Origin of the sequence: Paenibacillus sp. DRB1-1, assembly GCF_052119485.1 — a bacterium.
Lineage (GTDB): Bacteria > Bacillota > Bacilli > Paenibacillales > Paenibacillaceae > Paenibacillus > Paenibacillus polymyxa_B.
In genome coordinates this window covers 579,767-604,041 of record NZ_JBODQH010000001.1, presented here as the reverse complement: position 1 = coordinate 604,041, position 24,275 = coordinate 579,767, and the positions used below count along the sequence as shown (strand labels likewise).

The following is a 24,275-nucleotide window of genomic DNA, read 5'->3' as shown; positions in this document are numbered from 1 at the left end:
TGTACGTACAAGCATATAATGAAAGCGGAACCAAGAATAAAGGGTTGTTACAACCCACCTATAATTTCCCATATGAAGCTGGTTTTAGTCACCTCCTCCATTGCAGATTTCAGAAATGATAGTAAAAGGTGTGCCTTATACATAGTAGAACAATTGAAAAAGGAAGTATGGGAGGCCAATTTGGCTCTTCCAAGGCGCGGCCTATGAAGAACTGAGCGGAGCAACTGGTTGTAATGAATCTACAAGGCGATATTGTCGAAGATGACCTTCGGCCTTCGTCAGATACGCCTACACATCTGGCATTGTACCGTTCTTTCGTTCTGAATACAGAATTTACCTCAATGGGTCAGGCGCTGCTGGATAAGCATTTTCTGCGCAAGCATGGGGCGAACGCTTATGATGGTCAACGATAAAGGAGGAGGCACACAAATGAGCAAGTATACTATTGGTGTCGATTATGGAACGGAGTCCGGCCGTGCGGTTATTGTTGACCTGTCTGACGGAACTGAAATTGCTACACATGTTACACTTTACCGTCATGGAGTTATTGATGAAGTATTGCCTGGTAGCGGACGCAAATTGGATATGGATTGGGCGCTGGAACATCCGGCTGATTACATTGAAGTGCTTACTACTTCCGTACCTGCTGTTATGAAGGAGACTGGGATTTCTCCAGACGATATCATCGGAATTGGAATTGATTTCACAGCATGTACGATGCTGCCGATTGACGCACAGGGACAACCGTTGTGCTTTGACGAGAACCTAAAAGATAACCCGCATAGTTGGGTGAAGCTGTGGAAGCATCATGCAGCACAGGATGAAGCGGACCGTTTAAATAACATTGCCTCGCAGCGCGGAGAGGCGTTTCAGCCCCGCTATGGAGGGAAAATTTCTTCCGAATGGATGATCGCAAAAATTTGGCAGATTCTGAACGAGGCACCGGACATTTATAATCAAACAGACCGCTTTGTAGAAGCGACTGACTGGGTAATTTCCCAGCTCAGCGGGGAACTGAAGCGTAATCAGTGTACAGCTGGCTACAAGTCTATTTACCATCATCGCGATGGTTATCCGGATCGTGAATTTTTCAGAGCGCTCGATCCGCGTCTAGAAAATTTGACGGATACGAAGCTGCGCGGTGAGATTTATGAATTGGGTGCCCGTGCGGGTGGATTAACAGAGGATATGGCCGCAAAACTCGGACTGAATCCGGGAACGGCAGTAGCGGTAGGCAATGTGGATGCACATGCGGCTGTTCCGGCAGTAGGCGTCGTCACACCAGGCAAGCTAGTGATGGCGATGGGAACTTCCATTTGCCATATGCTCCTCGGTGAGGAAGAAAAAGAAGTAGAGGGTATGTGTGGCGTTGTAGAGAACGGAATTATTCCGGGCTATTACGGGTATGAGGCTGGACAATCGGCGGTAGGAGACATTTTCGCATGGTTTGTGGATCATGCTGTTTCGGGCGAAGTGAAGGAGCAGGCAGCTGCGGAAGGTATGAACGTCCATGTATGGCTGGAGCGTAAAGCGGCTGAATATAAACCGGGCGAAACCGGATTGCTGGCCCTGGATTGGTGGAACGGTAATCGTTCTCTGTTGGTCGACACCAACCTGACGGGGCTGATTGTCGGATATACGTTGCTGACGAAGCCAGAGGAAGTGTACCGTACATTGCTGGAAGCAACTGCGTTCGGAACACGTAAAATTGTCGATGCGTTCCATCATAACGGCGTGCCAGTACACGTATTGTATGCGTGCGGTGGTTTGCCGCAGAAAAATCAACTGCTGATGCAAATTTATGCCGACGTAACCGGACGGGAAATTAAGGTTGCTGCTTCCACCCAAACTCCTGCGTTGGGCGCTGCTATGTTCGCAGCAGTGGCTGCGGGAGCTGAAGCTGGAGGGTACGACGATATTGTCGTAGCAGCGCGTCATATGGCACGTGTACGGGACGAGAGCTTCAAGCCGATCCCTGAGAACGCGACCGTGTATGATAAGCTGTACGAGGAATACAGCCGTCTTCACGACTACTTTGGATGTGGAGGCAATCCGATGATGAAAAAGCTAAAGTCCATCAAGGAAGAAGTCAAACGTTCAACTGAAACGGCAAGCATTCATTCTTAAGAAACTGACAAAATATAAGCAAGCAGTATTTAAAGCTCTGTTATCTAAAAAGCACAGTACGCCGAGGAATCGGCAGACTGTGCTTTTTTGCATTTTATATTCTGTGAATTACATGATGTGAAAGTCTCAGCGGATGAAAGATGGTAATGCGTTCCTTTCAAAGACTTTCATGAAAATCACAAGCATTTCTCTTTTACGGACATTTTACTTTTTCAGCATGGCATCAGCAAACAAAATGGATTTTGGAATACGGAAAAACTGTTCCGCCTGATCCTGGAAGGTTTGCGAAGGAACGGTACCCTGATGCAACCATTTCCGAAATGTACCGGGGTGAACGCCAATCCAATGACTCACATCGGTCACCGAAATATCATGTACCATGCATAGACCCGCCAAGATCCGATTTTTAACCGGAGAACGAGTCACAGTCCGTTTCATAAAACGGGACGGCGCTGGTTGACAGATGAGTGGTGAACGCCGGACAACCTCTTCATTAAATAGAATATGGTGCGGATAACCAAGTGTATTACACGTCTTTTCCAGATTAGTGTTGCCGGGAATACGACCTTCATATACCCACGCACTGACACTACGGGAGGAAATGGAAAGCTCCTCGGCAAGTTGGGACAGTTTAATGTCATTAGCCATCAAAACGGCAAGCAAAACGCGATTGCGCACTTGACAGCGTGTTGGTTTACGAAAACGTTTGACACGCACGCCTTTTCCCAAATATTTGCGATTGATCAGAGACCACGCCTGAATGGAATGTTTATCTTGTTGTTTAGGCATATACCCTCCGATTTTTTTAACCACATACTACTATACCCGAAGGGGGGTTTGCAAGTGACTCCTCTCCTGATTTTCTTTTAATCCCATGGGCTTAACCGGTTTATGGAAAATAAGGTCCATTTGGACTATAAAAATGGGAGTTTAAGGTGTCAATATATTAAAATGTGACATTATTAATGGAAATGTAGGTAATATGTTCTTCTCTTACGATTATAAGGATTTACAGAGAGAAATATATAGTCTTAATTCGGCCCTCCTCGCTATTCCGCATGGGTAAAATAGATTGCGATTTTATATGCAGGGCCGGGTTACAATAAGCTGGTTAGCATCGCGAAGTCCCTATGCTTCGCGGCTTCTGCGAGTAGTTATGTCCGCAGAGGCTTCATGTCAAATCGCTTTACTAACCTATCAAACGTGTCATTAACCACCAAGTATAGCGAAGAGCCTTAATTCGCTCTTTGGGAAATATTTGATATACTATATATGTAATATGATGTTGAAATCTATACATTACTGTGGAAGAACCACGAAATGGAGAGACAGGACACATGGCCTATATGGTACCGGAGTATATACCGAAGAAAGCTACAGCAGGAGAACGACTTCTGTTTGAAACCTTAAAGAGGTATTTACCTAGTGATTACATTATTTATTATGAACCGGAAATTCGGGGAAGACGAGCTGATTTTGTTATTATCGGTCCGGATATTGGACTCATTGTTCTTGAAGTAAAAGATTATACAAAAAGCACGTTGCATCAAATTAATCAGGACGAATGGATGCTGCATACCTCAGCCGGTGAGACACGAACGGTGAAAAGTCCGCTCAAACAGGCACGGGACAATGCCCGACTTATTTCGGACCAATTGAAAAAAGATAAAAACTTACTTCAAGGTCTATCTGGTTATCTAAAGTTTTCCTATGGATACGGTACGGTATTTACACGTTTGAAGCAAGAGGATTTCATTAAATTAGGACTATACAATGTCATAGATCCTTCTTTTGTGCTGTGTAGAGATGAGATTGATACTGATGATGATGGATTTTCAAGTGAAACATTAATGGAAAAGCTGTTTGGTATGTTCACGATTCAAAGCAAACGTCGTTATACGCTTACAGATGAGGATATTCAGGCTATCCGATTTCATTTATTTCCTGAAGTACGGATTAGCGCAGAGTTCAAAGAACCTGTACCTTATCAGGATCAGTTGCTACTATCTCTTCATAACATCAAGACCATGGATCTCCACCAAGAGAATATGGCTAAACAATTGGGAGACAGACATCGTCTTATTCGTGGCGTAGCAGGTAGTGGAAAAACGTTGGTTCTTGTCAGTCGGGCAAAAATGCTGGCTCAAGCGCATCCTGATTGGAAAATTCTTGTTCTTTGCTATGGTATTCCCCTATCTCGCACTCTTAAACAGTGGATCTACCAAAAAATGATGGAGTCAGAAGATTTATTTAATTTTGCTAATACAGAATGTGAATGGGAGCCTTCTAATATTGAAGTATATAACTTTCATGAATGGCTTGGTAGTCATATGCGGATCAAGGACAATGGGATACCTGAGTTACTAGAGAAATTGGACAAATTTGAAGCTATTGTTCCCATCTACGATGCCATACTCATTGATGAAGGACAGGACTTTGAGCCAGAATGGTTGCGTTTAGTCAGTCATTGTCTCAATCCTGATACGGAGTCCCTACTATTAGTAGAGGATCGGGCACAATCTATCTTTAAAAGGAAGAATAGTCTTGCACAAGAAACGGGTTTGGATTTTCGAGGGAGATCGAAAATCCTTTCTATTAACTATCGAAATACCGCTCAAATTGTACAGTTTGCTTGGGATTTTTATCGGAGCCATTCACAACTACAAAACAAGGTTCAAAGCGGGTCACTTGAAGGAGTAGAAATTATTCCCCCACAGTCAACAAAGCGCAAGGGACCTGAACCTATCTTCCGCAGATGCCGAAATATTTGTGATGAGATGGATTTTATTATTGAAACTATTACATTTCTTCGTCAAGAAAAGGCTATTCCACTTAATGATATAGCTATCTTATATAGGGTGCAGAACAATTACAAACTTTCTTATATTAATGAGATCAGAAGCAGCTTAGAGAAGCATCAGGTACCTTATACTTGGATGACTGAAAGCCGTGAATCCAAACGTAATTTTATAAGAGAAGAAGCGACAGTAAAAATATCTACTCTCGACAGTGCTAAAGGTCTAGATTTTCGTGCTGTCTTTATTGTGGCGATTGAGAACATGCCATTTAAGAGAGAAGAGATTGAAGAAAGAGAGGCCTCTCTCCTATATATTGGCATGACCCGTGCGCTTGAGTGGTTGTTTCTTACATATAGCGGAGAGTCCAAATATACCTTGTATCTGGATGAGATACATAAGAGGAAAACTAAGAATACCGCACCTAAGCAATTAGGGTAAGGAGTCTCCAATTTATTCACAACTTTGTAACCTTCTCTGGCAGGGGGGTTGCGAGATTGTTTTCAAATTGTTTTACTATATTTACCTACTATAGTCTGGTAATCTATTAATATATATAGGGGGAACGAAAAGACGTCCGGTTCAGTCGGTTCATATGCGTTTATGTTCTATATGTTGAGTGAATGTCTATATTGCCATGTCCATATCGTCATGTCTGTAGAACTTCATAGACAAGCTAGAGATAGCTCCCGCACATTATAAAATACAGCACAGGATGGTGTAATGAATGAAGCTTTTAAATGCAAAATGGATGGCTGTATGCTTGATGGCAATCTGTTGTTTGGGTTTGCTAGGTATACATACGAATACGGCGAGTGCACAAGCGAAGGCTCCTTTGCTGGGGGTCAATGATGTGTTGCTAGATTCGAATACGATTCAGCCCGTAATGGAAAATAATAAGTTGTATGTACCTGTCGTTACATTAGGGCAAAAGATGGGCATTTCTACTTCTGCCAACGGAAATACATTGGTGCTGACTGGGCATAATCGCAGCTTTACGCTGAATTTGAACCAGGAGGATGTGTTCGAACGTGGAGGACGTACGATGGTGCCTATCCGCACTTTGACAGATGCGTTCGGCTTCACTATTACGCTTCCAACAAGTAATCTATATCGAATTCAGAACGCAAATGCTAGTTTGTCTGATGCTCAGTTTTTGAATACATTCGCAACAGAAATTAAACAGTATGCAGCTGTCAAACCGGGCAAAGCCAGCAATTCAGGCAACAAGGGAACTGCCTCATCATCATCCAGCCGTACGATTTATTTGAGCTTCGATGACGGTCCTACGGCGCATACTTCGCAGCTGCTGGATATTTTGGACAAATATAATGCGAAGGTTACTTTCTTCATGCTGGGACCTGAGATTCGTCAACATAGCTCAGTGATGAAAAGAATGGTAGAGGCGGGTCATGGTTTGGGCCTGCATGGGATGACGCATCAGGTGAAGAAAATCTATGCATCCCCGGCAGCAGCACTCGCAGAGATGAATCAGGATAACGAGATTTTATTTCAGGCCACAGGGAAACGCACTTCTTTGATTCGTACACCTTATGGCAGCAAACCATATTTGAAGAAAGCATACCGCGATCAACTGACGGGTGCAGGCTATCATATTTGGGACTGGAATATCGATTCCAATGATTGGCGTTATACTAAAAATCCAGAGCATTTTGTACAGACTGTCCTAAGTGATATTAGAAGATTGAAAAAGCAAGGCAGAACACCAGTCGTTCTTATGCATGATAAGCCATCTACGATCAAGGTTCTTCCACAAATCATGGCCGCTTTGCAGAAAGAAGGATATTCGTTCGAGCCGTTGAATGATAACCTGACTCCGCTTAATTTTTGGAATGATCATCGTTAATTGAATAGCATGAAAGAAAAGACACCTTTTCAACCATTTATATAGTGGTTTTGAAGGTGTCTTTTTGTTGTATTTGCTCGGAGTTGTGAAGTTTGCAGCACGCTTTATATGAATCTATGAATTCATGTCTATCCACAGGTCATATGACTTTACGGGTTACCATGTCGCTGCATATATTACAGTAACCGCCCCGAGAGGAGGAGAGGTATGAATATTAATCCGAGTATGTTTAGTATGATTTGCGCTACCGCAGGAGCCCTTGTTACGTTTGCCTTTGGCGGCTGGAATCAGCTAATGGTGCTATTCACGGTTGCAATGGCTGTTGATTATGTGACTGGAGTCGCCGCAGCAATTAAGACTGGGCAAGGTTTAAGCAGTAAAGCTGGCTTTTGGGGTCTGGCGAGAAAGGCTTTAATGCTAATGGTGATTTCTTTGGCGCATCACGTGGATCTCCTGATGGGTACCGAAATCATGAAAGGGGCAGCGACGTATTTTTATTTATCCAATGAATTAATCTCTATTACGGAAAACTGTTCACGAATGGGTCTGCCGCTCCCACCGAAGCTCAAGAATTTTTTTGCCCTATTAAAGGACAAGGAGTCTGATGGTAAAAATGGCGGAAAAGATCGCTAGAATTACAAAGTTTCTTTCCGTATGTGGGGCGTTATGATAAAATTTTCAAGAGAACATTTTAAGATAAGGAGCCTATACGCATGATTAAACATATTGTTTTGTTCAAATTGAAAGACCGCTCCCCCGAAAGCATTGAGCACACAGCATCCATCTTGCGCAGCATGAACGGCAAAATCAAAGAGCTGCTGTCACTCGAAGTAGGTACGGATGTGATTCGTTCGGAACGTTCTTATGATATTTCCCTTACCGCTGTTGTCGAAACACTGGAGGATTTGCAAACGTATCAGGTACACCCTGTGCACCAGGAAATTATTGTACACATGAATGAAGTGAAGGATGTATCTATCGCAGTTGATTATGAAATCTAAAGCGATTACTGGAGGTGCAGGACCTTGTATTATGTCAACCGGGAACAAATTGAGCTTCGACTAGGGGCTGTTCCCGACATTGTCGCCGGACTTCGCCAGACTTCTGCTGCCTGGAACGGCGATCTGTTGCAGGGGCTAGTGCAGGAGCGCTGTCTTCATCTGGCAATTGAGACGGTAACGGATGTAGGAAGCTATATCATCGACGGATTTATTATGCGTGACGCTAGTAGCTATGAGGATATTATCGGTATCATTCATGAGGAAGGTGTACTGGATGATACCGTATTTCATTCGCTAGTAGAGCTGGTATGCTTACGTAAACCTCTAGTACAGGAGTACTTCCATTGGGACCGGACAAGCCTTCACCCGCTTACACTAAAGCTGCCTGGGTTGCTGGAGCTTTTTGCATCTAACGTGCATGATTATTTAAATAAGGAATTGGGTCCCCAGCCCGAGGGAGTGTAAAGGCAAAAGTGACGGATAAGTATATCGTACCCGAAATGCCCACTAGGCGCATGATCATGACATTATTGAAAACCCAGGGACCTGTGGGCGTCGGAAGCTTGGCAGCTCAATTGGGCATTACCGAAATGGGAGTGCGCAGGCATCTCAAATTGATGGAGCAGGATGGTCTGATCGTGGCTACGATCGTGAGACAGGCGATGGGACGCCCGACGTTTTTATACAGCCTGAGCGAGCAGGGAAGCGAGCAGTTTCCTCGTAATTATGATCATCTGCTACTGGAACTGTTAGAGGAGCTAGATGAAGAGCAGGGAATGGAAGCTGTTTACTCGCTGTTTGACGGTAGAAAACGTAAAATGATGAAGCGCTACGCCCCTCACATAGAGGGGGAGACTACACTGGCTTCACGTGTAGAAAAGCTTTCGGGCATCCAGAATGCTTCCGGATATATGGCAGAGTGGCGCGAGGAAGAGGATGGTAGTTACTCTATTGTGGAATACAATTGTCCTATCTCTCAAATTGCAGGCCGTTACCGCAAGGCTTGTGAATGCGAGCAGCAAATGTTTGAGGAGCTGCTTGATGCCGAGGTTGTCCGTGAGGATTGTTTGGCGGATGGGGGCCGTTGTTGCCTGTATCGTATCCGCTCTAAAAAAAAGTAAAACTTTTCAGGCTTGTTTTCTGTATCATGACAAGCTCTCCATGCTTATAATGCACTAACAGATGGGCATTCGCCCGGGCACAAGGGAGAGATGATGATGAAGGAGAACTGCAAAAGTTTTATCCGAGGCGCGTTGGCAGGCAGCATTGTTGGTTCGGTTGCTGCTTTGTTATTTGCCCCTAAGTCAGGTCGTGAGCTGCGTCAGAATATTACAGATCAGGCGCGCAACGTAAGTGATAAGGGACAGGAGATAGCGGGGAAAATTTCAGACACCTCAATTGAGTATACTGACAAAATTAAGGAGACAGCCTCAGCCGTCATTCATGAAATCGGGCAATGGCGTAAAAAGGGTGAAATTATTCCTGAGGTTAGTATTTCATCAGCGATGGTTCAAGAAGATACGGAAAAAGATGCTCTGTAACGGTCTGTAAAACGTAGGTGAAACACTGAATACAGTTTGAATTCGTGGCTTCTCCCGTTGGGGTGGAGCCTTTTTATTGATCACTTCCTCGTTTTAGGGTAATCTTTTGGGGTACCTTTTACACGAATACGACATAAGGTATGTAGCAACGGATAGCTTTCCGAGATGAAATAACTCATATTTGAACAAAAAAGGAAGCGGTGTGTACGTGCAGCAAGCGATTGCAATATTGGATTCCGGTGTAGGAGGTTTGACGGTTGTAAAAGAAGTCATGCGTCAGCTTCCACGGGAAAAAATCATTTATTTTGGAGACACTGCGCGCACTCCGTATGGCCCCCGACCATCGGAAGAGGTTAAAAAATTTACAGAGCAAATGGTTGATTTTCTGATTCAATTTGATCCGAAAGTCATTATTATTGCTTGTAACACGGCTACTGCCGCGGCATTGGACTATATAAGCCAAAAGGTATCCATTCCGGTGATCGGAGTCATTCACCCTGGGGCTCGTGCTGCGATTAGTGCGACTGCTACCGGGCATGTCGGGGTGATTGGGACTGTCGGTACGATTCGAAGCGGAGCGTATACAGCTGCGCTCAAGCAATTGTCTCCTTATGTAGACGTGGTGAGCCATGCTTGTCCTGCGCTTGTTCCATTGGTGGAACAAGGGTTATTCCGCTCCAAGACGACATCGCAGGTTGTTGAGGAGACATTGAGACCTATTCAAACGTATCCGATTGATTGTCTGATTCTTGGTTGTACGCATTATCCCTTTTTGAAGGAAACGATTCAAGAAGTCATGGGGCCTGCAGTAAAGCTCATTAGCTCGGCAGATGAAACGGCGCGTGAGACGAGTACTATTTTGTATAACAAAGGCAAGTTGGAAGCTGGGGACGAAACGCCGGTACATCAACTCTTTTGTTCCGGCGATCCTGAATTGTTCCAGCGCATTGCCGCACAGTGGCTCGGGGAGCAAATTCGCCAAACGCCTGTCGTCTGGCAAGTCACCAATTTGGATTAACGAGACAGCCGACTTTTTTTGTCATTGGACAAAAGAAGTCGGTTGTTTTGCTTTTCGCTACATCAAGACACGCCGCGTCTGCATAACATGCAATAAGGCAGATGGAAGGGGCGTAGTAAGATGAGGGAATATATCGTTCAAAAAGGAGATACATTGCACCGGGTCGCCTCGGCTTTTAAACTATCGGTGGATACTTTGATCGTAGATAATCCGTGGGCCGCCACGCAACCCTATCTGATTAGTGGTCAAGTGTTATATATTCGTCCGTCTACGGATCGTAAATACGTTATTCAGCCTGGTGAGTATGCAAGACAGATTGCCAAGCAGTTTGGTGTGGAGCTTGATGAATTACGGCTAGCCAATCCAGGACTTGTGGAGCATGATTTTACGGAAGGAAAAACAATTGTTATTCCTGAAGACCATCAGGATCAGATTGTACGATTACGTGGAGAGTATGGATATGAAGATTTAAAGGAAGACCTAGCGGCCTTGGGCCGCAGATATCCGTTTATTGAAGTTGGCAGCATTGGCACCAGTGTCATGGGGAAGGATATTCCTTATGTACGTATTGGGCAGGGAACGCGTAAAATTCATGCCAATGCTTCTGTTCATGCTAATGAATGGCTGACGACGCCTTGTTTGCTGCGTTTTATAGAGCAATATGCACAAGGGATCGATGGGACTGAAGAACATATAGGGACCTCTCAATGGGTGTATGGAGGTTCTCCGCAGGATTTGCTGGAGCATACTTCCCTATGGGTGGTTCCGATGGTCAACCCGGATGGGGTAGAGCTGGTGCAACAAGGTGTACTCCCAACTCATCCGTTGTATCATGACCTCAAAAAGTGGAATGAAGGACGTGCTGATTATCGCGGTTGGAAGGCCAATATTCGTGGTGTCGACCTCAACGATCAATTTCCGGCATATTGGGAAGAGGAGGTACGCAGACGCGGTAAAATAGGTCCGTCTCGACGAGACTATGCAGGACCTGCACCTTTGTCTGAACCAGAGTCCAAAGCGCTTGCTGATCTGACGGAGCGCGAACAGTTCGACATGGTGTTATCCATACACAGTCAGGGACAGGAGATCTATTGGAATTATCGGGATCTAGAGCCTAAGGAGAGCCGAGATTGGGCCTTACGGCTAGCTGCCGCAACAGGGTACCGGGCGGTAAAGCTGGGTGGGAGCGATGCAGGGTACAAGGATTGGTTTATACAGCGATTTGGTAAACCAGGGTTTACCGTTGAAGTCGGTCTAGGTGTAAATCCGCTGCCCATGCGTGATTACGATGATATTGCAGCAGAAGTGGGCATGTTAATGGCAACAGTGCTGTCATGGTGAAAAATTCGGCCTACTGAAACGTATCGAATCATTTGCGCGTATTAGGAGGAACACGTTTTTTATAAGTGTTCCTCTTTACATGTCCCTTCAATGGGGGATATATACTTAGGAGCATTCGAAATGGAGTGAACAACTATGAAGTGGAAAAGATTACTATCTCTCCGTCAATGGTCACATGTATTTCGTCGTATGCCCCGATTTATTACTTCATCAAGGATTCCGCTGGGAGAAAAGTTACTCTTTGCGGTGCCTGTATTGCTCTATTGGATATTACCTGATGTCATGCCATTTATGCCCATCGACGATATTGGTGTGACGCTATTGCTTATGAATTGGTTTGTCACCCGTGCCGAACGAAAATATCCAGATGTGCTTGAAAAGCAGCATGTACGTGTTCGGTAGATAAGCTTATGAATTTCGTGATTGCGATTTTTTACGATTTTCTTTACAATAGGAATATTGCCTTTTGCTATGCTGAATATAATTGTGATCTATTGGCTCATGATGATGTTTCAGACGCAGCTATGCTGCCATAGTACCTCCTTCCCTCTGGGATAGAGGCTAATTATTTGAGTTGTTGATTTTACCCGCTAGGTTGTGTGGTGTGGATATGTATCCAATGAACCACATTTCATTTAATGAATATGAAGGAGATGAAAGTTTGATGAACTGCAAAATTACTCGTAACGCAGCTAAAGTATTGAAACTTGAACTGGATAAGGAAGAGAACCAAGGGAAGAGCCTGCGCGTTGTTATTACTCATGCTCATGGAGATCATGCTCATTACGGGCTGGATTTGGACACGCCTAAAGAAACAGATACTGTCGTATCTACAGATAAAGGTATTGACGTAATTTTGGAAAACGGCCAGCCGCTGCTGGATGGTGTAAAAATTGATTACTTGTACTTCCCCGAAGAAGGATTTGTCATTACTAACCCTTCCCAAGGTAATCACGGCGACCACTAAGCCGGAGCTCGGAGGAATGACAGATGGCCAATGATATTCGCGTATGTGATGAATGCAATCATATCCGCTTGAAAACGATCTTGCCCAAGTTGCAAAAGATGGCACCAGATGCCGAGATCAAAATCGGCTGCAAATCGTATTGCGGTCCTTGTGGGAAACGAGCGTTTGTATATGTGAACGGACGTTATGTGAGTGCGGCCACAGAGGATGAAGTATTGGAGAAGGCTGCGCGCTTTATCAAATAGTTCCAGTACGCAGCATTCACAATTTTTGAATAGTTCCCCTTCTTCTGATCCATGCTAATGGATGTAGACCACTGCCCAGAAGGAGGAGTGACTCATGGCCCAATATGATTCTAATCTCGACAATCACAGTGTTGAAGCTCAAACACAAAACTCGGTGGACAGGCTACACAATGCCGTCTCTCAGGCATTGTCACATCCGGCTGAGCAACTGATTGAACAGGCGGAGCAATCTCGCACTCATGCTGAACATGCCATACAGCAGGCAAAGGATAGCCTTGGTGACGACTCAGTAGAAGTTGCGGAGGACATGCTTGGTGAAGAGGTACAACGGCTTGAACAAGCTAAAAAAACGTTGCGTTCCTAGTGCAGTCGAGTGACAATCCATATAAAAAAGCACGATCCACAGCACTTACAAGCTGATGGATCGTGCTTTTTTGTTATATACAGGGCAGTTATGCGATCAACATCCTTCAAGGAGTCCGGGGAGGATGCTATGTTAGCAACCTCCTACAGAAAGTCTATTAGATACAGAAGGAGTTACTTCTTTGTTTGTGGTTCCCATTCGCGAATAAGATCGTATGTGATAACCTGATCGGATATGTTCAACCGATTGAGAGCTTCGGTATAGCCCGGTCCGCAGGCGTTTACATCTGTAGGCTGACCTGTATTCAGGTTGTAACAGGTCCCTTTGGAGAATGTACCGTCTTCAGATGGAATGTAGTACACTCGTCCATCTGTGAAAGCACCCGTACGCAGCACAACCATACGAGGCTTCCCGCTAAACAGATCGTTCCCCATAAAATGATATGGTTTTGTAGAAATCCCAAGTAGGTGCATTACGGAAGGCGTCAGATCCAACTGACCTGCCGGTTCCGTATACGTGCCCGCCTGACTTCCGTCGGGAAGATGCACAAGCAATGGCACTTGATTCATGATTTTCTGCATGTCCAGATCCGTAAGTGGCTTGCCTAAAAACTTCTCATACAGTGCTTTGTCTTTAATAGAATTGTCATGATCCCCATAAAACATCAGGATCGTATCATCCCACAGTCCGTCTTTCTTCATCTGATCTACCAATTCGCCCAGTGCTTCATCTACATAATGGACAGATTTCAGATAGTCTCCGAACATGGTACCTTCAAACTCGCCAACGTCCAAATCTACCGCGTCAGGTGACAGGTTGTACGGATGATGGCTGGAGATACCGACCATATAGGCGTAGAACGGCTGCTTAACTTCGGTGGTGAGATCATTGAGCGTTTGACGGAAAAAGGATTTATCCCCCAGTGACCAACCCAGTGGCTCATCTATTTTAAAATCTTTTTTACTGTAGAACTTGTCATAGTTCATTGCCTTATACATGGTGTAACGGTTCCAGAAGCTGCTGTCGTACACGTGAAACGCATTGGGACTATACCCAGTATCCTTCAAAATGGAAGGTAACGTATCGAATTTATGGTCCGCATAACGGATAAATACCGAGCCAGTAGGGAGCGGATGCAGCGAAGCATGTGTAGAGAAGTCCGCGTCCGAAGTACGACCCTGCGCAGTCTGGTGAAAATAATTGTTGAAATACATGCTTTCCTTCGTCAGTTTGTCAAAGTTAGGCGTAATCGCTTGACCGTTGATCTGTTTGCCGATAAAAAAGTTCATGAACGCTTCAGCTTGAATGACCATCACGTTTTTGCCCTTATACTTGCCAGATAGATCATTTTTAACCTGAAGCAACTTTTGGTGCTGATTAAACCATTCCTTATCCTTATCGGATTCCGCTTGAGCCAATGTTGGCTGGGGACCAAGATGATCCTGACCATAGCGGTAGATGTCATATCCATGAAATCCGATCAATCCGGTTACGTTGTACAAGGCCATTGACCACCAGTTGCCGACAAATATGCCAGTTGCCCACGTGGAGGTATAATACTTGATCGGTCCAAATGTTAATACATAGCCAATCAGGAAGGCCAATGCTCCTTTGGAGAAGCGAAGCAGGAACCTCCTTGTGAACGAGCTTCGGGATGCTTCTAAATAAGTATCATTCGTTGTAAACCGACGCCGTAAGGAAGCCACAAATATGACATACGGAATGAATAGAATCCAGTCCGCAAAAAAGAAAAGGTCCCACCAGTACATAAGGGATGCGATACTTCCGCCCAGAGAATCAACTTGTCCTGCTTGAAGTAAGACGGGAATCGTAATGAAATCCTGGAAATACCGATAATAAACCATGTCGGAATAAATGAGCGCAGTGAGCAAAACATCGAGCACCACAAGAGCAATCAAACGTCCGCGACGTGGCAGCCATAAGGTCCAGAAGCTCACAAGTAAAATCGAACCAATAGCGATGACATAATCCAGCGGATTCATGTCAATATTTTGGGCATGCAAGTTATAGTGAATCAGTACGAGCTTGCCGATCATAAGTACAAAAAACAGACCTAATCCAAAATATCGAGACAGCAGCATTCTGCTGAACGTGTTACCAGTGCGACTTGCACTGGACGTGCGAATAACCAACACTTTACCCCCTCCGGCAGAAATGTTCGGCTAGTATAAACTACATATTAACGTAATGTTAAAACCGAAATGCCTTTAATTATTATAGCGCTCATCTCACGCATTTCAATGATTAAGTAAAGAAAATACAGCACAAATCAGGCCAGAAGAACGAACAGAGGGTTCGTTTCCTGGCCTAAACTTCATCATATTTAAGGCTGCAACGGCGAAGTATCTTTGCGGCGCGGAGGCAGAGGGCCCAGATACTGATAGTATTGGCATTCGATCCGGCCGTTAAACAACTTCCGGCGCTTGTCTGCTTTACGGCCCCAATAATGCTCAAATTGCTTGGTGGAGCTGATGGCAAAGAAGGACCAAGTCTTCATCTCGGCTGCCGTGCGTGCGAGTGAACGGATCAGCTTTTCCACCTCGGATTGCTCGCTCAGTCTCTCGCCATAAGGTGGGTTTGTAATCATCACACCATATTGTCCTTCGAGTCTGACTTTAGTTACAGGCATTACCTTAAGAGGGATGTCTTTAGCAAAGCCTGCTGCTTTTACAGCTGCCTCAGCAACTTGTATGGCATTTGGATCGATATCGCTACCTGCAATCTCAAAAGGAATGTCATCGCGGGTCAAATCCATCGCTTCGTCGCGAGCCTGATCCCATAATTCTCTGCCAATGACAGGCCAGTCTTCCGAGTTAAAGGTACGTCTCAGGCCTGGCGCAATGTTCCAGGCTTGCATGGCAGCTTCGACCAACAAAGTACCGGAACCGCAGCATGGGTCATAGAATGGTCGGTCAGGGCTCCAGCGACTAAGCTGAATAAGAGCAGAAGCCATTGTTTCTTTGAGAGGCGCCTCTGTAACGAGCTTACGGTAGCCGCGTTTGTGCAGTCCTGGACCGGTCGTATCAAGTGTCAGTAACGCACGATCATTCAATAGAATAACCTCAATGACGTAACGAGGGCCATCTTCAGCAAACCAATCTGTGTGGTAGGTTTCCTTGAGCTTCTCTACAATCGCCTTCTTGACGATTCCCTGACTGGCTGGTACGCTACTAAGCTGTGATTTGTGCGAACGTCCCTCTACGGGAAATTCACCATCTACAGGAATCCAATCCTGCCAAGGCAATGCTTTGGTACCCTCGAACAGCTCGTCGAAGGTAGTTGCAGCAAATTCACCCATTTTTATAAGCACGCGGTCTGATGTGCGAAGCCACAGGTTACACCGGCATATATCCATATAATCTCCGGTAAAAACGACGCGGCCATTTTCAACGGTCAGATCTTCGTATCCGAGTTCTCTGAGTTCCCGGGCCACGACGGCTTCAAGTCCCATTGGCGCAGTTGCAATTAGTTGCAGTTGAGTCATTAAACGTATTCACTCCGTCCCCATAATCATGTAAGCTTGGTTCAATCCCTATAGTATAGGTCATTGTACTCGAAGAGACAAATCATTAAGGTAAAAAATTTACGAAGGACATCACGTCCAACCTGCGCTATGATTAAGCAAGAAGGAGAGATGAACCGTGGAAATTACACCAAATATGACGCCTGAACAATATGTAGACCAGCTGGTACAAGAGGATGAAGCACTGCGCAGTATTAGGGAGGCTATCGTTAAAGAAGGTATGCCGGAAGTATCCGTTGCTCATCCTTACGGAAAACTGTTGACCTTTCTAATTGAAGTATCTGGCGCACAGAATGTACTGGAAATCGGCGTATTAGGCGGCTACAGTGGATTATGTCTGGCCCGTGGGCTGGGAGAAAAGGGCCGCATTGTGTCACTGGAGCTAAAAGAAGCGTACGCAGTGCTGGCACATCGACATATGGAAAACAACGGCTACGGTGACCGTGTCGAATACCGTATCGGACCCGCAGCGGATAGTTTGAAGGAACTTCAGGAAGAGGGAAGAACATTCGATTTTTTCTTTATTGATGCAGATAAGGAAAATTACCCAGTGTATCTGGAATATGCGATTGCTCTGGCGAATCCGGGTGCCATTATTGCGGGAGACAACTGTTTCCTTCGGGGACGGACGCTGAATACGGATAAGAACGGCCCTGCCGTCCAGGCCGTGAGACGTTTTAACGAAACGATAGCAACAGATCCGCGGCTGGTCAGCACGCTTTTGCCAGCGTACGATGGATTGGCGCTAGCTCGAGTTAAATAGCGTTCACTCCCTATGTATAGCTATACAAAAAAAGAACCTCTTGTCCACGGCGACGTGGACAAGAGGTTCTTATCTGTTAAGGCAGGCTTGTCTTACCTGGAGGTTATCTTACCTAAAATCAGGCGTAGCCTTACGATCAAAAAGCTTCATGCGTACCCAGAATATGTTGACGATTAACAGGACACCTGACATGATAAACAGTCCTTCAATGCCGATAAACCCGGATAGCACCCCGCCAATGACAGCACCCAGCATATTTCCAAGCGCTAGCGAACTGGTATTGAAGCCGAAAGAACGGCTTTCCATTCCTTCCGGTGTATACGTGCGAATCAACGCATTTACGCTTGGTAGCAGACCGCCCATAAATACACCCATGAAAAAACGGATAATGACAAGTTGCCATACTTCATTGACAAAAGCCTGCGGAATGAGCATAACCGCCGTTCCGAGCAGTGCAATGGTCAAAATCTTGTGCGCCCCTATCTTGTCACTCAATCTTCCAAGGAGCGGTGCAGCAACCATATTGGATACGCCTGTAATAGCCGTAACGAATCCGGCAATCAACGCAATTCCTTCTGCCGACCCATACAGTTTTTGCACATATAACGGCAGCAGAGATACCGTACTGATCATGGCAAACTGGAGCAGAAACGTTACGGTGAACAAAGCCGGAAGCTGGGGCGTATGGCTAAGCTCCTTTAATCCGGCAAGAACCGAAATTTGCGGTATGCGTGCGGCTTCCGTTTTGCTAAAATTTTCTTTAACCAGAAACATTGCGATGAGCGAGGCTATAAAAATTAGAGAGCCTGTAATATAGAAGATCGGTCTGAATCCGACCCAGTCAGCCAAAAATCCGCCTAGCAGAGGGCCGAGAATCGTGCCAGCCATCTGACCGGATTGCATAATCCCCATAGCGAATCCGGTTCGCTCTTTGGGAGTGGTACCCGACACTAGGGAAATCGATGCCGGATTGAAACCCGAAATCGTACCGTTCAGCAGGCGAAGCGCCAGCAGTTGCCACGGGTGGGTGACCAAACCCATACATCCGATGACCAAAGCCATACCAAAGCCTGAGCGAAGCAGCATGACTTTACGTCCATATCGGTCAGCCAGCTTGCCCCACAAAGGCTGGAACATAAATGAAGTCAAAAAGTTAGCGGCAAAAATAACTCCGGCCCATAGACCAATATCGTGCTCTCCCTTCACATGAAGGTCCTGAGCCAGATACAGGGCGAGGAACGGAGTAATCATCGTAATACCCGCATTGACCAGAAACTGACCGAACCAAAGCACAATGAGATTGATTTTCCACGTCTCCCACGTTTTCAATGTGCTTTCACTTCCTTTCTGCCCATTCTCATCCTGTTGTAAATCCTACTTATCAAAGCATAACTTCTCCGGAGCTTTAAAAAAGCCATTTCTCTAGTATAGCACACTTCATTGAAACTTTATCCAAATGTCATGGGTTTGTCATGGTTTGTTCGAGAGCTGCGGTTGTTACGACTCTTGAAAAAGGGCATAATAAAATATAGTATTTATGATTCGAACTGGAGGCTGAAGTCATGACCTACAATGATACTTTTATCCGCGCTTGCCGCAAGCAAGCTGTGGATCATATTCCCGTATGGTACATGCGGCAGGCCGGAAGGTATGACCCTGAGTATCGCAAAATTAAAGAAAAATACACGTTGCTTGAAATATGCCGCCAGCCCGAGTTGGCCGCAGAAGTGACTTTGATGCCCGTGCGCAAGCTTGGGGTGGACGCTGCAATTTTATATTCTGATATTATGAATCCGGTAGCCTCGCTAGGGGTTGATTTTGATATTGTCAAAAATATTGGCCCGGTTATTGATAATCCGATCCGGTCAGCCGCAGACGTAGATAAGTTGCGTCCAATTGATGTGGAACGCGATTTGGGTCATATTTTGGAAACGATCCGTATTTTGGACCGTGAACTAAACGTGCCATTGATTACGTTCGCTGGAGCACCTTTTACCATTGCAAGCTATTTAATAGAAGGAAGGCCCTCCAAAGGATATATTCGCACCAAAGCGATGATGTATGGAGAGCCTGAACTGTGGCATCGCCTGATGGATAAGCTAGGGGACATGGTTATTACATACGTGCGTGCCCATATCGCTAATGGCGGTAAGGCTTTTCAATTGTTTGATAGTTGGGTAGGTGCGCTCTCGCCTTATGATTTTCAAACTTTTGTGTTGCCGACTATCACACGTATTTTCCATGAACTATCTGATCTGGATGTACCTAAAATTTATTTCCCGGGCGTAAGTTCTGGTGAATTGCTCCCACACTTGAATGGGTTAAAAGCCGATGTGATTGGACTGGACTGGCGGGTAAGTATACCTGAAGGACGTCGTCGCTTGGGGAACGGTTTTGGTGTACAGGGAAATCTGGATCCCTATGTGCTTACTGCACCAATCGATGTTATCAAGCAGTATGCAAAAACCATTGTAGATGAAGGCATCTTAGAGCCGGGTTACATTTTCAATCTCGGTCATGGTTTATTTCCTGAGGCCTCGCTAGATAAGCTAAGAGAGCTTACTAACTATGTACATGAGTATTCCCGCTCGGTTTTGTCAAAAAATTAATACATTAGAAACGTTAAGAGGTGATCTGCTAATGAAAACCAAAGTGGGTGTACTGGTCATGTCCTACGGGACGCCGGAGAGTCTGGATCAGGTGGAAGCCTATTATACACATATTCGTCGCGGTAATGCTCCCTCGCCGGAGCAGTTAAAGGAATTAAAGGATCGTTATGAAGCTATTGTGGGCGGTGTGTTTCCGTTGCGGCAGAATACGGATCGGCAGGTTCAAAACCTGCAGGAAACCTTAAATCGGGAAAATCGCAACCCTGATATTGAATTTGTCTGTTATCAGGGACTCAAACATGCCAAACCGTTTATTGAGGACGGTGTGGAAGCCATGGTGCAAGATGGCATTCGTGCAGCGGTGGGTGTCGTGCTGGCTCCGCATTATTCCGTTATGAGTGTAGGCACTTATATTAAGCGCGCACAGGCTAAGGCACAGGAACTGGATCTGGCCATATCATTTGTGGAGAGCTATTATCTTCATCCAAAGCTGATTAAGACGCTGACTGAGCGTGTAAATGCCAAACTGGCGCTTTTTGAAGAAGCTGGAGCCAAGCGGGATGAGGTTCGTGTTCTATTTAGTGCGCACAGCTTGCCTGAACGGATTTTGGCTATGGGTGATCCTTATGTGGAGCAATTAATGGCTACTTCGCAGGCTGTTGCGGACAAGGCGGGAATTACCAACTGGCAGTTTACGTGGCAAAGCGCCGGTCGTACAGCAGAGCCATGGCTGGGGCCAGACATTTTGGATACCATGCACAGTCTTAAAGAGGAGCAAGTGGAGTATGTGCTGGCTGCGCCAGTTGGCTTTGTTTCTGATCACTTAGAGGTGTTATACGATCTGGATATCGAAGCACAGGCGTTGGCGAAGGAATTGGATATGCGTTTTCAGCGTATTGATTCACTCAACAGTGATCCACTGTACATGGAGACGCTTAGTGATGTCATCATAGACCAATGGAAAAAGGGATGAGGACATAATGGAGCAAAAGTTACGTAATATTGTAATTGTAGGCGGAGGCTTGACCGGGCTTAGCACTGCTTTTTATACACGAAAAATGTACAAAGAAGCTGGCTATACACCTCGAATTACGCTGGTGGAGAAAGCTTCCGTGCTGGGCGGGAAAATTGAAACGCTGCATAAAGATGGTTTTGTAATTGAAAAGGGGCCAGATTCCTTTCTGGCCCGTAAAACGGCCATGATAGACCTGGCAAAAGAGCTGGAGTTGGATCATGAGTTGGTGAGCACAAATCCTGAGGCTAAAAAGACATACATTTTGCATGAAGGACAGCTTCATCCGATGCCTCCTGGGCTGGTGCTTGGGATTCCAACAGAGCTGAAACCCTTTTTGCGCAGCGGCTTGATCTCTCTAGGCGGGAAAATGCGGGCTATGATGGATTTTGTCATTCCGCCTCGCCGTGTACCGGGAGATGAGGCATTGGGTGATTTTATTGAACGCCGACTGGGCAAAGAAGTGCTGGAAAATGTAACCGAGCCACTGCTGGCGGGGATTTATGCTGCCAACATGAAGACACTAAGTTTGCAGGCGACCTTCCCACAATTTGCTGAGGTAGAGCAACAATACGGAAGCCTCATTCACGGGATGATGACAGGCCGAAAACCAGCTGAAACACATACGGGTACGAAAAAAAGCGCCTTTTTGACCTTCCGTCAAGGCTTGCAAAGTTTGGTGCATGCGTTGCTGAATGATTTGTATGACTGTGATTTACGCACCGGAATTGCTGTTACAGAATTCGCAAAGACAACGGATAGTGGAGACAGCCCATATCGCGTTATGCTGGACAATGGAGAGACGCTAGAGGCAGATGATATTTTTGTAACGACTCCCAACTTTGCTGCTGCGCCGCTATTGCGAGATCATGTCAATGTGGCTGCACTGGAAGCCGTTAATTACGTCTCCGTAGCAAACGTGGTCATGGCCTTCGATAAAACAGATATTGAGAATGTCTTTGACGGTTCTGGTTTTCTGGTCCCTCGCAAAGAAGGACGCAGCGTGACCGCTTGTACATGGACGTCTGCCAAGTGGCTACATACTAGCCCGGATGATAAGGTGCTGTTGCGCTGTTACGTAGGGCGAGCAGGAGCTGAAGAAACTGTAGAGTTACCGGATGATGAGCTGATTGCACTGGTACGTAAGGATTTGAAAGAGATGATGGGAGTTACAGCAACTCCGTTGTTCACGGAAATTACACGTCTTCGCAATTCCATGCCGCAATATCCGGTAGGGCACCCGCAGGCTATAGCTGATTTGCGGGAAGAGTTACGCACTGCCATGCCGGGAGTGTATGTGTTGGGTGCTGGCTATGATGCGATTGGTTTGCCGGATTGCATCCGTCAGGCTAAGGAATGGGCCTCCCATGCCGTCCAAACGACACAGCAGGAAGCGGTCAAGGTACAGGTGTAAATGTTCAATGATGAACCCTTCGCGATGCAGGCGAGGGGTTCTATTTATATTGAAATTTGATATATAATGGAGAAGGTGTAAAATTCGCCAGCTAATAATGAAGTTATGCATATGCAATAGCATAGAAGGAGTGAAGAATGTACCCTCCCAGATCACAGAGAAATGAAGGTCGCAAGAAAGCAAGAAAACCAAAAATAGGCAAGGCTTGGATCATTACGAATCTGGTCCTGCTGCTTATGATCGTAGGTCTTTTCGGTTATTATTACATATTTGAACACGACAACAGTGGATCTCTTGCGGAAAATGCAGGGTATTCGCAAACGGAGAAGAAAATCCAAACGGAATCTGCTAGTGAAGAGCGACCTACTCCCTCGGTCAGTGAAAATGTTACAGACTCGTCAAATAAACAGCTGGACGAAGGCCCCCATGCAGATAAGCAATTTGCTGACGATGAAACGAAGCAATCTGCTGCTTCAGACACAAGCCATCGTCCCGCGGCAACGTCTGACACAAATGCTCCCGAAGGCAGCTCTTCAGGAGCAAAATTATCCTCGGGGAAAGACGGGCAGGCAGGGAACGAAACGTCCAAGGATGTATACGACGGTAATCCATCCGCCGATAAGGGAGGAACGGAGGATGTAAAAAAATCCAAAACAGACGGTGCAGATTCTCCGACAGTCACGCTTCGCTTTGTAGGGGATGTGCAATTTTCCGGTAAAGTTGAGCAGCGATTGGAACAGAATGGGTTTGATTTTCCGTATCAATATCTCGGAAACTTGTTTCATAAAGACGATCTGACGATTGCCAATCTGGAAACGCCCGTGACAACGAATGGTGTGGGTGCGTTAAATAAAACGTATGTGTATAAATCTTCGCCCAAGGCGTTAACTGCGTTGGCTGCGGCAGGGATAGATGCTGTCAATTTGGCCAACAATCACATTTTGGATCAGGGCACAGGCGGATTACTGGATACACTGAAATATCTGGATGAAAAAGGTATTGCCCATGCTGGAGCCGGACGTAATGCAAAAGAAGCGTATGCGCCGCATTATTTTGAACGTAAAGGGATCAAAATTGCGTTATTAGGGACTACACGTGTCATGCCTGAAGCCAACTGGAATGCGGGCGCCAAACTGCCCGGTGTAGCAGGAGCCTATGATTCGACCGCTATCGTAAAGTCCATCCGTGAGGCACGAATGCAGGCCGATCTGGTGATTGTCATTGCCCATTGGGGGAAGGAGCGCGCTACTGCACTTGAGCCCCATCAGACCGAGTTATCGCACGCTTTTATTGATGCTGGAGCTGATCTTGTCATTGGCGGTCATCCACATGTGCTTCAAGGGATGGAGCAATATAAAGGTAAATGGATCGCATACAGCACAGGCAATTTTATTTTTTCTAAATCAACGGTGCCAGCCACTTGGGATACAGCGATATTTCAGGCAACCTGTACCCGAAAAGGGGCTTGCGAAATGAAGCTGACCCCTTACCGGGCGGAGCTGGGTCAACCGATCCCATTGAAGGATACGGAGGCCAGCAAAATTTTGCAGAGAGTGGCGGCACTGTCACCGGGAAATGTCTCGATAGGGACGGATGGTACAGTAAGCGCTCAATAGAAGTTCGAAAAGAAACTTTTTATATGGAAATTGACGGAATGATCGTATGAG

Annotated in this window: 23 protein-coding genes and 1 pseudogene; 20 read left to right on the top strand and 4 right to left on the bottom strand. The window is 45.7% G+C overall.

The annotated features are described in order from the left end of the window. Nucleotides 1-180: 180 nt before the first annotated feature. A pseudogene (locus ACQW03_RS02720) lies at nucleotides 181-317 on the top strand (class II aldolase/adducin family protein); the annotation flags it as partial. A 112-nt stretch (nucleotides 318-429) separates the two neighbouring features. After that, nucleotides 430-2,127: a ribulokinase gene (locus ACQW03_RS02715; RefSeq protein WP_441948140.1), complete on the top strand. Its 1,698-nt coding sequence runs from the start codon at nucleotides 430-432 to the stop codon at nucleotides 2,125-2,127. 204 nt (nucleotides 2,128-2,331) lie between these two features. Here ACQW03_RS02715 and ACQW03_RS02710 read toward each other — a convergent pair whose 3' ends face one another. Then, nucleotides 2,332-2,916 (bottom strand): helix-turn-helix domain-containing protein, encoded by a 585-nt coding sequence (locus tag ACQW03_RS02710; RefSeq protein ID WP_007429779.1) that lies wholly within the window; start codon nucleotides 2,914-2,916, stop codon nucleotides 2,332-2,334. Between the two features lie 548 nt (nucleotides 2,917-3,464). On the opposite strand from ACQW03_RS02710, the gene ACQW03_RS02705 reads away from it, so the two are divergent. The 13 genes from ACQW03_RS02705 to ACQW03_RS02645 all read left to right on the top strand — a co-directional run bounded on the left by ACQW03_RS02705 (nucleotide 3,465) and on the right by ACQW03_RS02645 (nucleotide 13,266). Further along, complete coding sequence (locus ACQW03_RS02705) at nucleotides 3,465-5,363, top strand: 3'-5' exonuclease (protein WP_441948137.1); 1,899 nt, start codon at nucleotides 3,465-3,467, stop codon at nucleotides 5,361-5,363. 286 nt (nucleotides 5,364-5,649) lie between these two features. After that, nucleotides 5,650-6,789: a polysaccharide deacetylase family protein gene (locus tag ACQW03_RS02700; RefSeq protein WP_441948135.1), complete on the top strand. Its 1,140-nt coding sequence runs from the start codon at nucleotides 5,650-5,652 to the stop codon at nucleotides 6,787-6,789. 207 nt (nucleotides 6,790-6,996) lie between these two features. Continuing rightward, the gene (locus tag ACQW03_RS02695) at nucleotides 6,997-7,422 is read left to right on the top strand and encodes a phage holin family protein (RefSeq protein ID WP_441948133.1); all 426 of its coding nucleotides are present in this window, start codon (nucleotides 6,997-6,999) and stop codon (nucleotides 7,420-7,422) included. Nucleotides 7,423-7,502: 80 nt separating this feature from the next. After that, nucleotides 7,503-7,790: a Dabb family protein gene (locus ACQW03_RS02690; protein ID WP_013309679.1), complete on the top strand. Its 288-nt coding sequence runs from the start codon at nucleotides 7,503-7,505 to the stop codon at nucleotides 7,788-7,790. A gap of 24 nt (nucleotides 7,791-7,814) precedes the next feature. Further along, nucleotides 7,815-8,255 carry a DUF86 domain-containing protein gene (locus tag ACQW03_RS02685; protein WP_076292551.1) on the top strand — a complete coding sequence of 147 codons (441 nt, stop codon included), beginning with the start codon at nucleotides 7,815-7,817 and terminating at the stop codon, nucleotides 8,253-8,255. 8 nt (nucleotides 8,256-8,263) lie between these two features. Further along, complete coding sequence (locus ACQW03_RS02680; protein WP_029516682.1) at nucleotides 8,264-8,911, top strand: helix-turn-helix transcriptional regulator; 648 nt, start codon at nucleotides 8,264-8,266, stop codon at nucleotides 8,909-8,911. A gap of 96 nt (nucleotides 8,912-9,007) precedes the next feature. Further along, nucleotides 9,008-9,331 carry a YtxH domain-containing protein gene (locus ACQW03_RS02675; protein WP_441948130.1) on the top strand — a complete coding sequence of 108 codons (324 nt, stop codon included), beginning with the start codon at nucleotides 9,008-9,010 and terminating at the stop codon, nucleotides 9,329-9,331. A gap of 208 nt (nucleotides 9,332-9,539) precedes the next feature. Beyond that, nucleotides 9,540-10,349: a glutamate racemase gene (racE, locus tag ACQW03_RS02670; RefSeq protein WP_023987989.1), complete on the top strand. Its 810-nt coding sequence runs from the start codon at nucleotides 9,540-9,542 to the stop codon at nucleotides 10,347-10,349. Nucleotides 10,350-10,469: 120 nt separating this feature from the next. Further along, complete coding sequence (locus ACQW03_RS02665; protein WP_076292553.1) at nucleotides 10,470-11,690, top strand: M14 family metallopeptidase; 1,221 nt, start codon at nucleotides 10,470-10,472, stop codon at nucleotides 11,688-11,690. A 135-nt stretch (nucleotides 11,691-11,825) separates the two neighbouring features. Continuing rightward, a complete protein-coding gene (locus ACQW03_RS02660) occupies nucleotides 11,826-12,092 on the top strand; it encodes a hypothetical protein (protein ID WP_071640230.1) in 267 nt (88 codons plus the stop codon). A 262-nt stretch (nucleotides 12,093-12,354) separates the two neighbouring features. Then, entirely contained in the window at nucleotides 12,355-12,657 is a 303-nt protein-coding gene (locus tag ACQW03_RS02655; protein ID WP_013309686.1) for a heme biosynthesis protein HemY, read from the top strand. Nucleotides 12,658-12,680: 23 nt separating this feature from the next. After that, complete coding sequence (locus ACQW03_RS02650) at nucleotides 12,681-12,902, top strand: DUF1450 domain-containing protein (protein WP_007429791.1); 222 nt, start codon at nucleotides 12,681-12,683, stop codon at nucleotides 12,900-12,902. Between the two features lie 94 nt (nucleotides 12,903-12,996). Then, nucleotides 12,997-13,266, top strand: a complete 270-nt coding sequence (locus ACQW03_RS02645; RefSeq protein ID WP_023987992.1) for a hypothetical protein — start codon at nucleotides 12,997-12,999, stop codon at nucleotides 13,264-13,266. Between the two features lie 173 nt (nucleotides 13,267-13,439). On the opposite strand, the gene ACQW03_RS02640 is transcribed toward ACQW03_RS02645, so the two are convergent. Both ACQW03_RS02640 and ACQW03_RS02635 read right to left on the bottom strand, forming a co-directional pair. After that, entirely contained in the window at nucleotides 13,440-15,422 is a 1,983-nt protein-coding gene (locus ACQW03_RS02640) for an LTA synthase family protein (RefSeq protein WP_441948126.1), read from the bottom strand. Between the two features lie 188 nt (nucleotides 15,423-15,610). Then, nucleotides 15,611-16,771, bottom strand: coding sequence for a THUMP domain-containing class I SAM-dependent RNA methyltransferase (locus ACQW03_RS02635; protein ID WP_023987994.1), 1,161 nt, complete (start codon nucleotides 16,769-16,771; stop codon nucleotides 15,611-15,613). Nucleotides 16,772-16,928: 157 nt separating this feature from the next. Here ACQW03_RS02635 and ACQW03_RS02630 point away from each other — a divergent pair, with 157 nt between their 5' ends. Then, a complete protein-coding gene (locus tag ACQW03_RS02630) occupies nucleotides 16,929-17,573 on the top strand; it encodes an O-methyltransferase (protein ID WP_441948124.1) in 645 nt (214 codons plus the stop codon). A gap of 108 nt (nucleotides 17,574-17,681) precedes the next feature. Here ACQW03_RS02630 and ACQW03_RS02625 read toward each other — a convergent pair whose 3' ends face one another. Next, on the bottom strand, nucleotides 17,682-18,902 hold the full coding sequence (locus tag ACQW03_RS02625; RefSeq protein ID WP_071640232.1) for an MFS transporter: 1,221 nt from the start codon (nucleotides 18,900-18,902) through the stop codon (nucleotides 17,682-17,684). Nucleotides 18,903-19,135: 233 nt separating this feature from the next. Here ACQW03_RS02625 and hemE point away from each other — a divergent pair, with 233 nt between their 5' ends. The 4 genes from hemE (at nucleotide 19,136) to ACQW03_RS02605 (ending at nucleotide 24,224) form a co-directional block, all read left to right on the top strand. After that, complete coding sequence (hemE, locus tag ACQW03_RS02620) at nucleotides 19,136-20,182, top strand: uroporphyrinogen decarboxylase (RefSeq protein WP_061828618.1); 1,047 nt, start codon at nucleotides 19,136-19,138, stop codon at nucleotides 20,180-20,182. Nucleotides 20,183-20,213: 31 nt separating this feature from the next. Beyond that, complete coding sequence (hemH, locus tag ACQW03_RS02615; RefSeq protein ID WP_025722312.1) at nucleotides 20,214-21,155, top strand: ferrochelatase; 942 nt, start codon at nucleotides 20,214-20,216, stop codon at nucleotides 21,153-21,155. A gap of 7 nt (nucleotides 21,156-21,162) precedes the next feature. After that, the gene (hemG, locus tag ACQW03_RS02610) at nucleotides 21,163-22,608 is read left to right on the top strand and encodes a protoporphyrinogen oxidase (RefSeq protein WP_258296363.1); all 1,446 of its coding nucleotides are present in this window, start codon (nucleotides 21,163-21,165) and stop codon (nucleotides 22,606-22,608) included. A 137-nt stretch (nucleotides 22,609-22,745) separates the two neighbouring features. Beyond that, the gene (locus tag ACQW03_RS02605; RefSeq protein WP_220027541.1) at nucleotides 22,746-24,224 is read left to right on the top strand and encodes a CapA family protein; all 1,479 of its coding nucleotides are present in this window, start codon (nucleotides 22,746-22,748) and stop codon (nucleotides 24,222-24,224) included. Nucleotides 24,225-24,275: the final 51 nt, after the last annotated feature.

Excerpts from the sequence above, each read along its gene's own strand:
- hemG (WP_258296363.1), top strand. The coding sequence starts at position 21,163 with ATGGAGCAAAAGTTACGTAATATTGTAATTGTAGGCGGAGGCTTGACC.
- ACQW03_RS02660 (WP_071640230.1), top strand. The coding sequence starts at position 11,826 with ATGAAGTGGAAAAGATTACTATCTCTCCGTCAATGGTCACATGTATTT.
- ACQW03_RS02635 (WP_023987994.1), bottom strand. The coding sequence starts at position 16,771 with ATGACTCAACTGCAACTAATTGCAACTGCGCCAATGGGACTTGAAGCC.
- ACQW03_RS02675 (WP_441948130.1), top strand. The coding sequence starts at position 9,008 with ATGAAGGAGAACTGCAAAAGTTTTATCCGAGGCGCGTTGGCAGGCAGC.
- ACQW03_RS02605 (WP_220027541.1), top strand. The coding sequence starts at position 22,746 with ATGTACCCTCCCAGATCACAGAGAAATGAAGGTCGCAAGAAAGCAAGA.
- hemE (WP_061828618.1), top strand. The coding sequence starts at position 19,136 with ATGACCTACAATGATACTTTTATCCGCGCTTGCCGCAAGCAAGCTGTG.
- ACQW03_RS02695 (WP_441948133.1), top strand. The coding sequence starts at position 6,997 with ATGAATATTAATCCGAGTATGTTTAGTATGATTTGCGCTACCGCAGGA.
- ACQW03_RS02665 (WP_076292553.1), top strand. The coding sequence starts at position 10,470 with ATGAGGGAATATATCGTTCAAAAAGGAGATACATTGCACCGGGTCGCC.
- ACQW03_RS02700 (WP_441948135.1), top strand. The coding sequence starts at position 5,650 with ATGAAGCTTTTAAATGCAAAATGGATGGCTGTATGCTTGATGGCAATC.
- hemH (WP_025722312.1), top strand. The coding sequence starts at position 20,214 with ATGAAAACCAAAGTGGGTGTACTGGTCATGTCCTACGGGACGCCGGAG.
- ACQW03_RS02655 (WP_013309686.1), top strand. The coding sequence starts at position 12,355 with ATGAACTGCAAAATTACTCGTAACGCAGCTAAAGTATTGAAACTTGAA.
- ACQW03_RS02650 (WP_007429791.1), top strand. The coding sequence starts at position 12,681 with ATGGCCAATGATATTCGCGTATGTGATGAATGCAATCATATCCGCTTG.
- ACQW03_RS02645 (WP_023987992.1), top strand. The coding sequence starts at position 12,997 with ATGGCCCAATATGATTCTAATCTCGACAATCACAGTGTTGAAGCTCAA.
- ACQW03_RS02710 (WP_007429779.1), bottom strand. The coding sequence starts at position 2,916 with ATGCCTAAACAACAAGATAAACATTCCATTCAGGCGTGGTCTCTGATC.
- ACQW03_RS02690 (WP_013309679.1), top strand. The coding sequence starts at position 7,503 with ATGATTAAACATATTGTTTTGTTCAAATTGAAAGACCGCTCCCCCGAA.
- ACQW03_RS02715 (WP_441948140.1), top strand. The coding sequence starts at position 430 with ATGAGCAAGTATACTATTGGTGTCGATTATGGAACGGAGTCCGGCCGT.
- ACQW03_RS02705 (WP_441948137.1), top strand. The coding sequence starts at position 3,465 with ATGGCCTATATGGTACCGGAGTATATACCGAAGAAAGCTACAGCAGGA.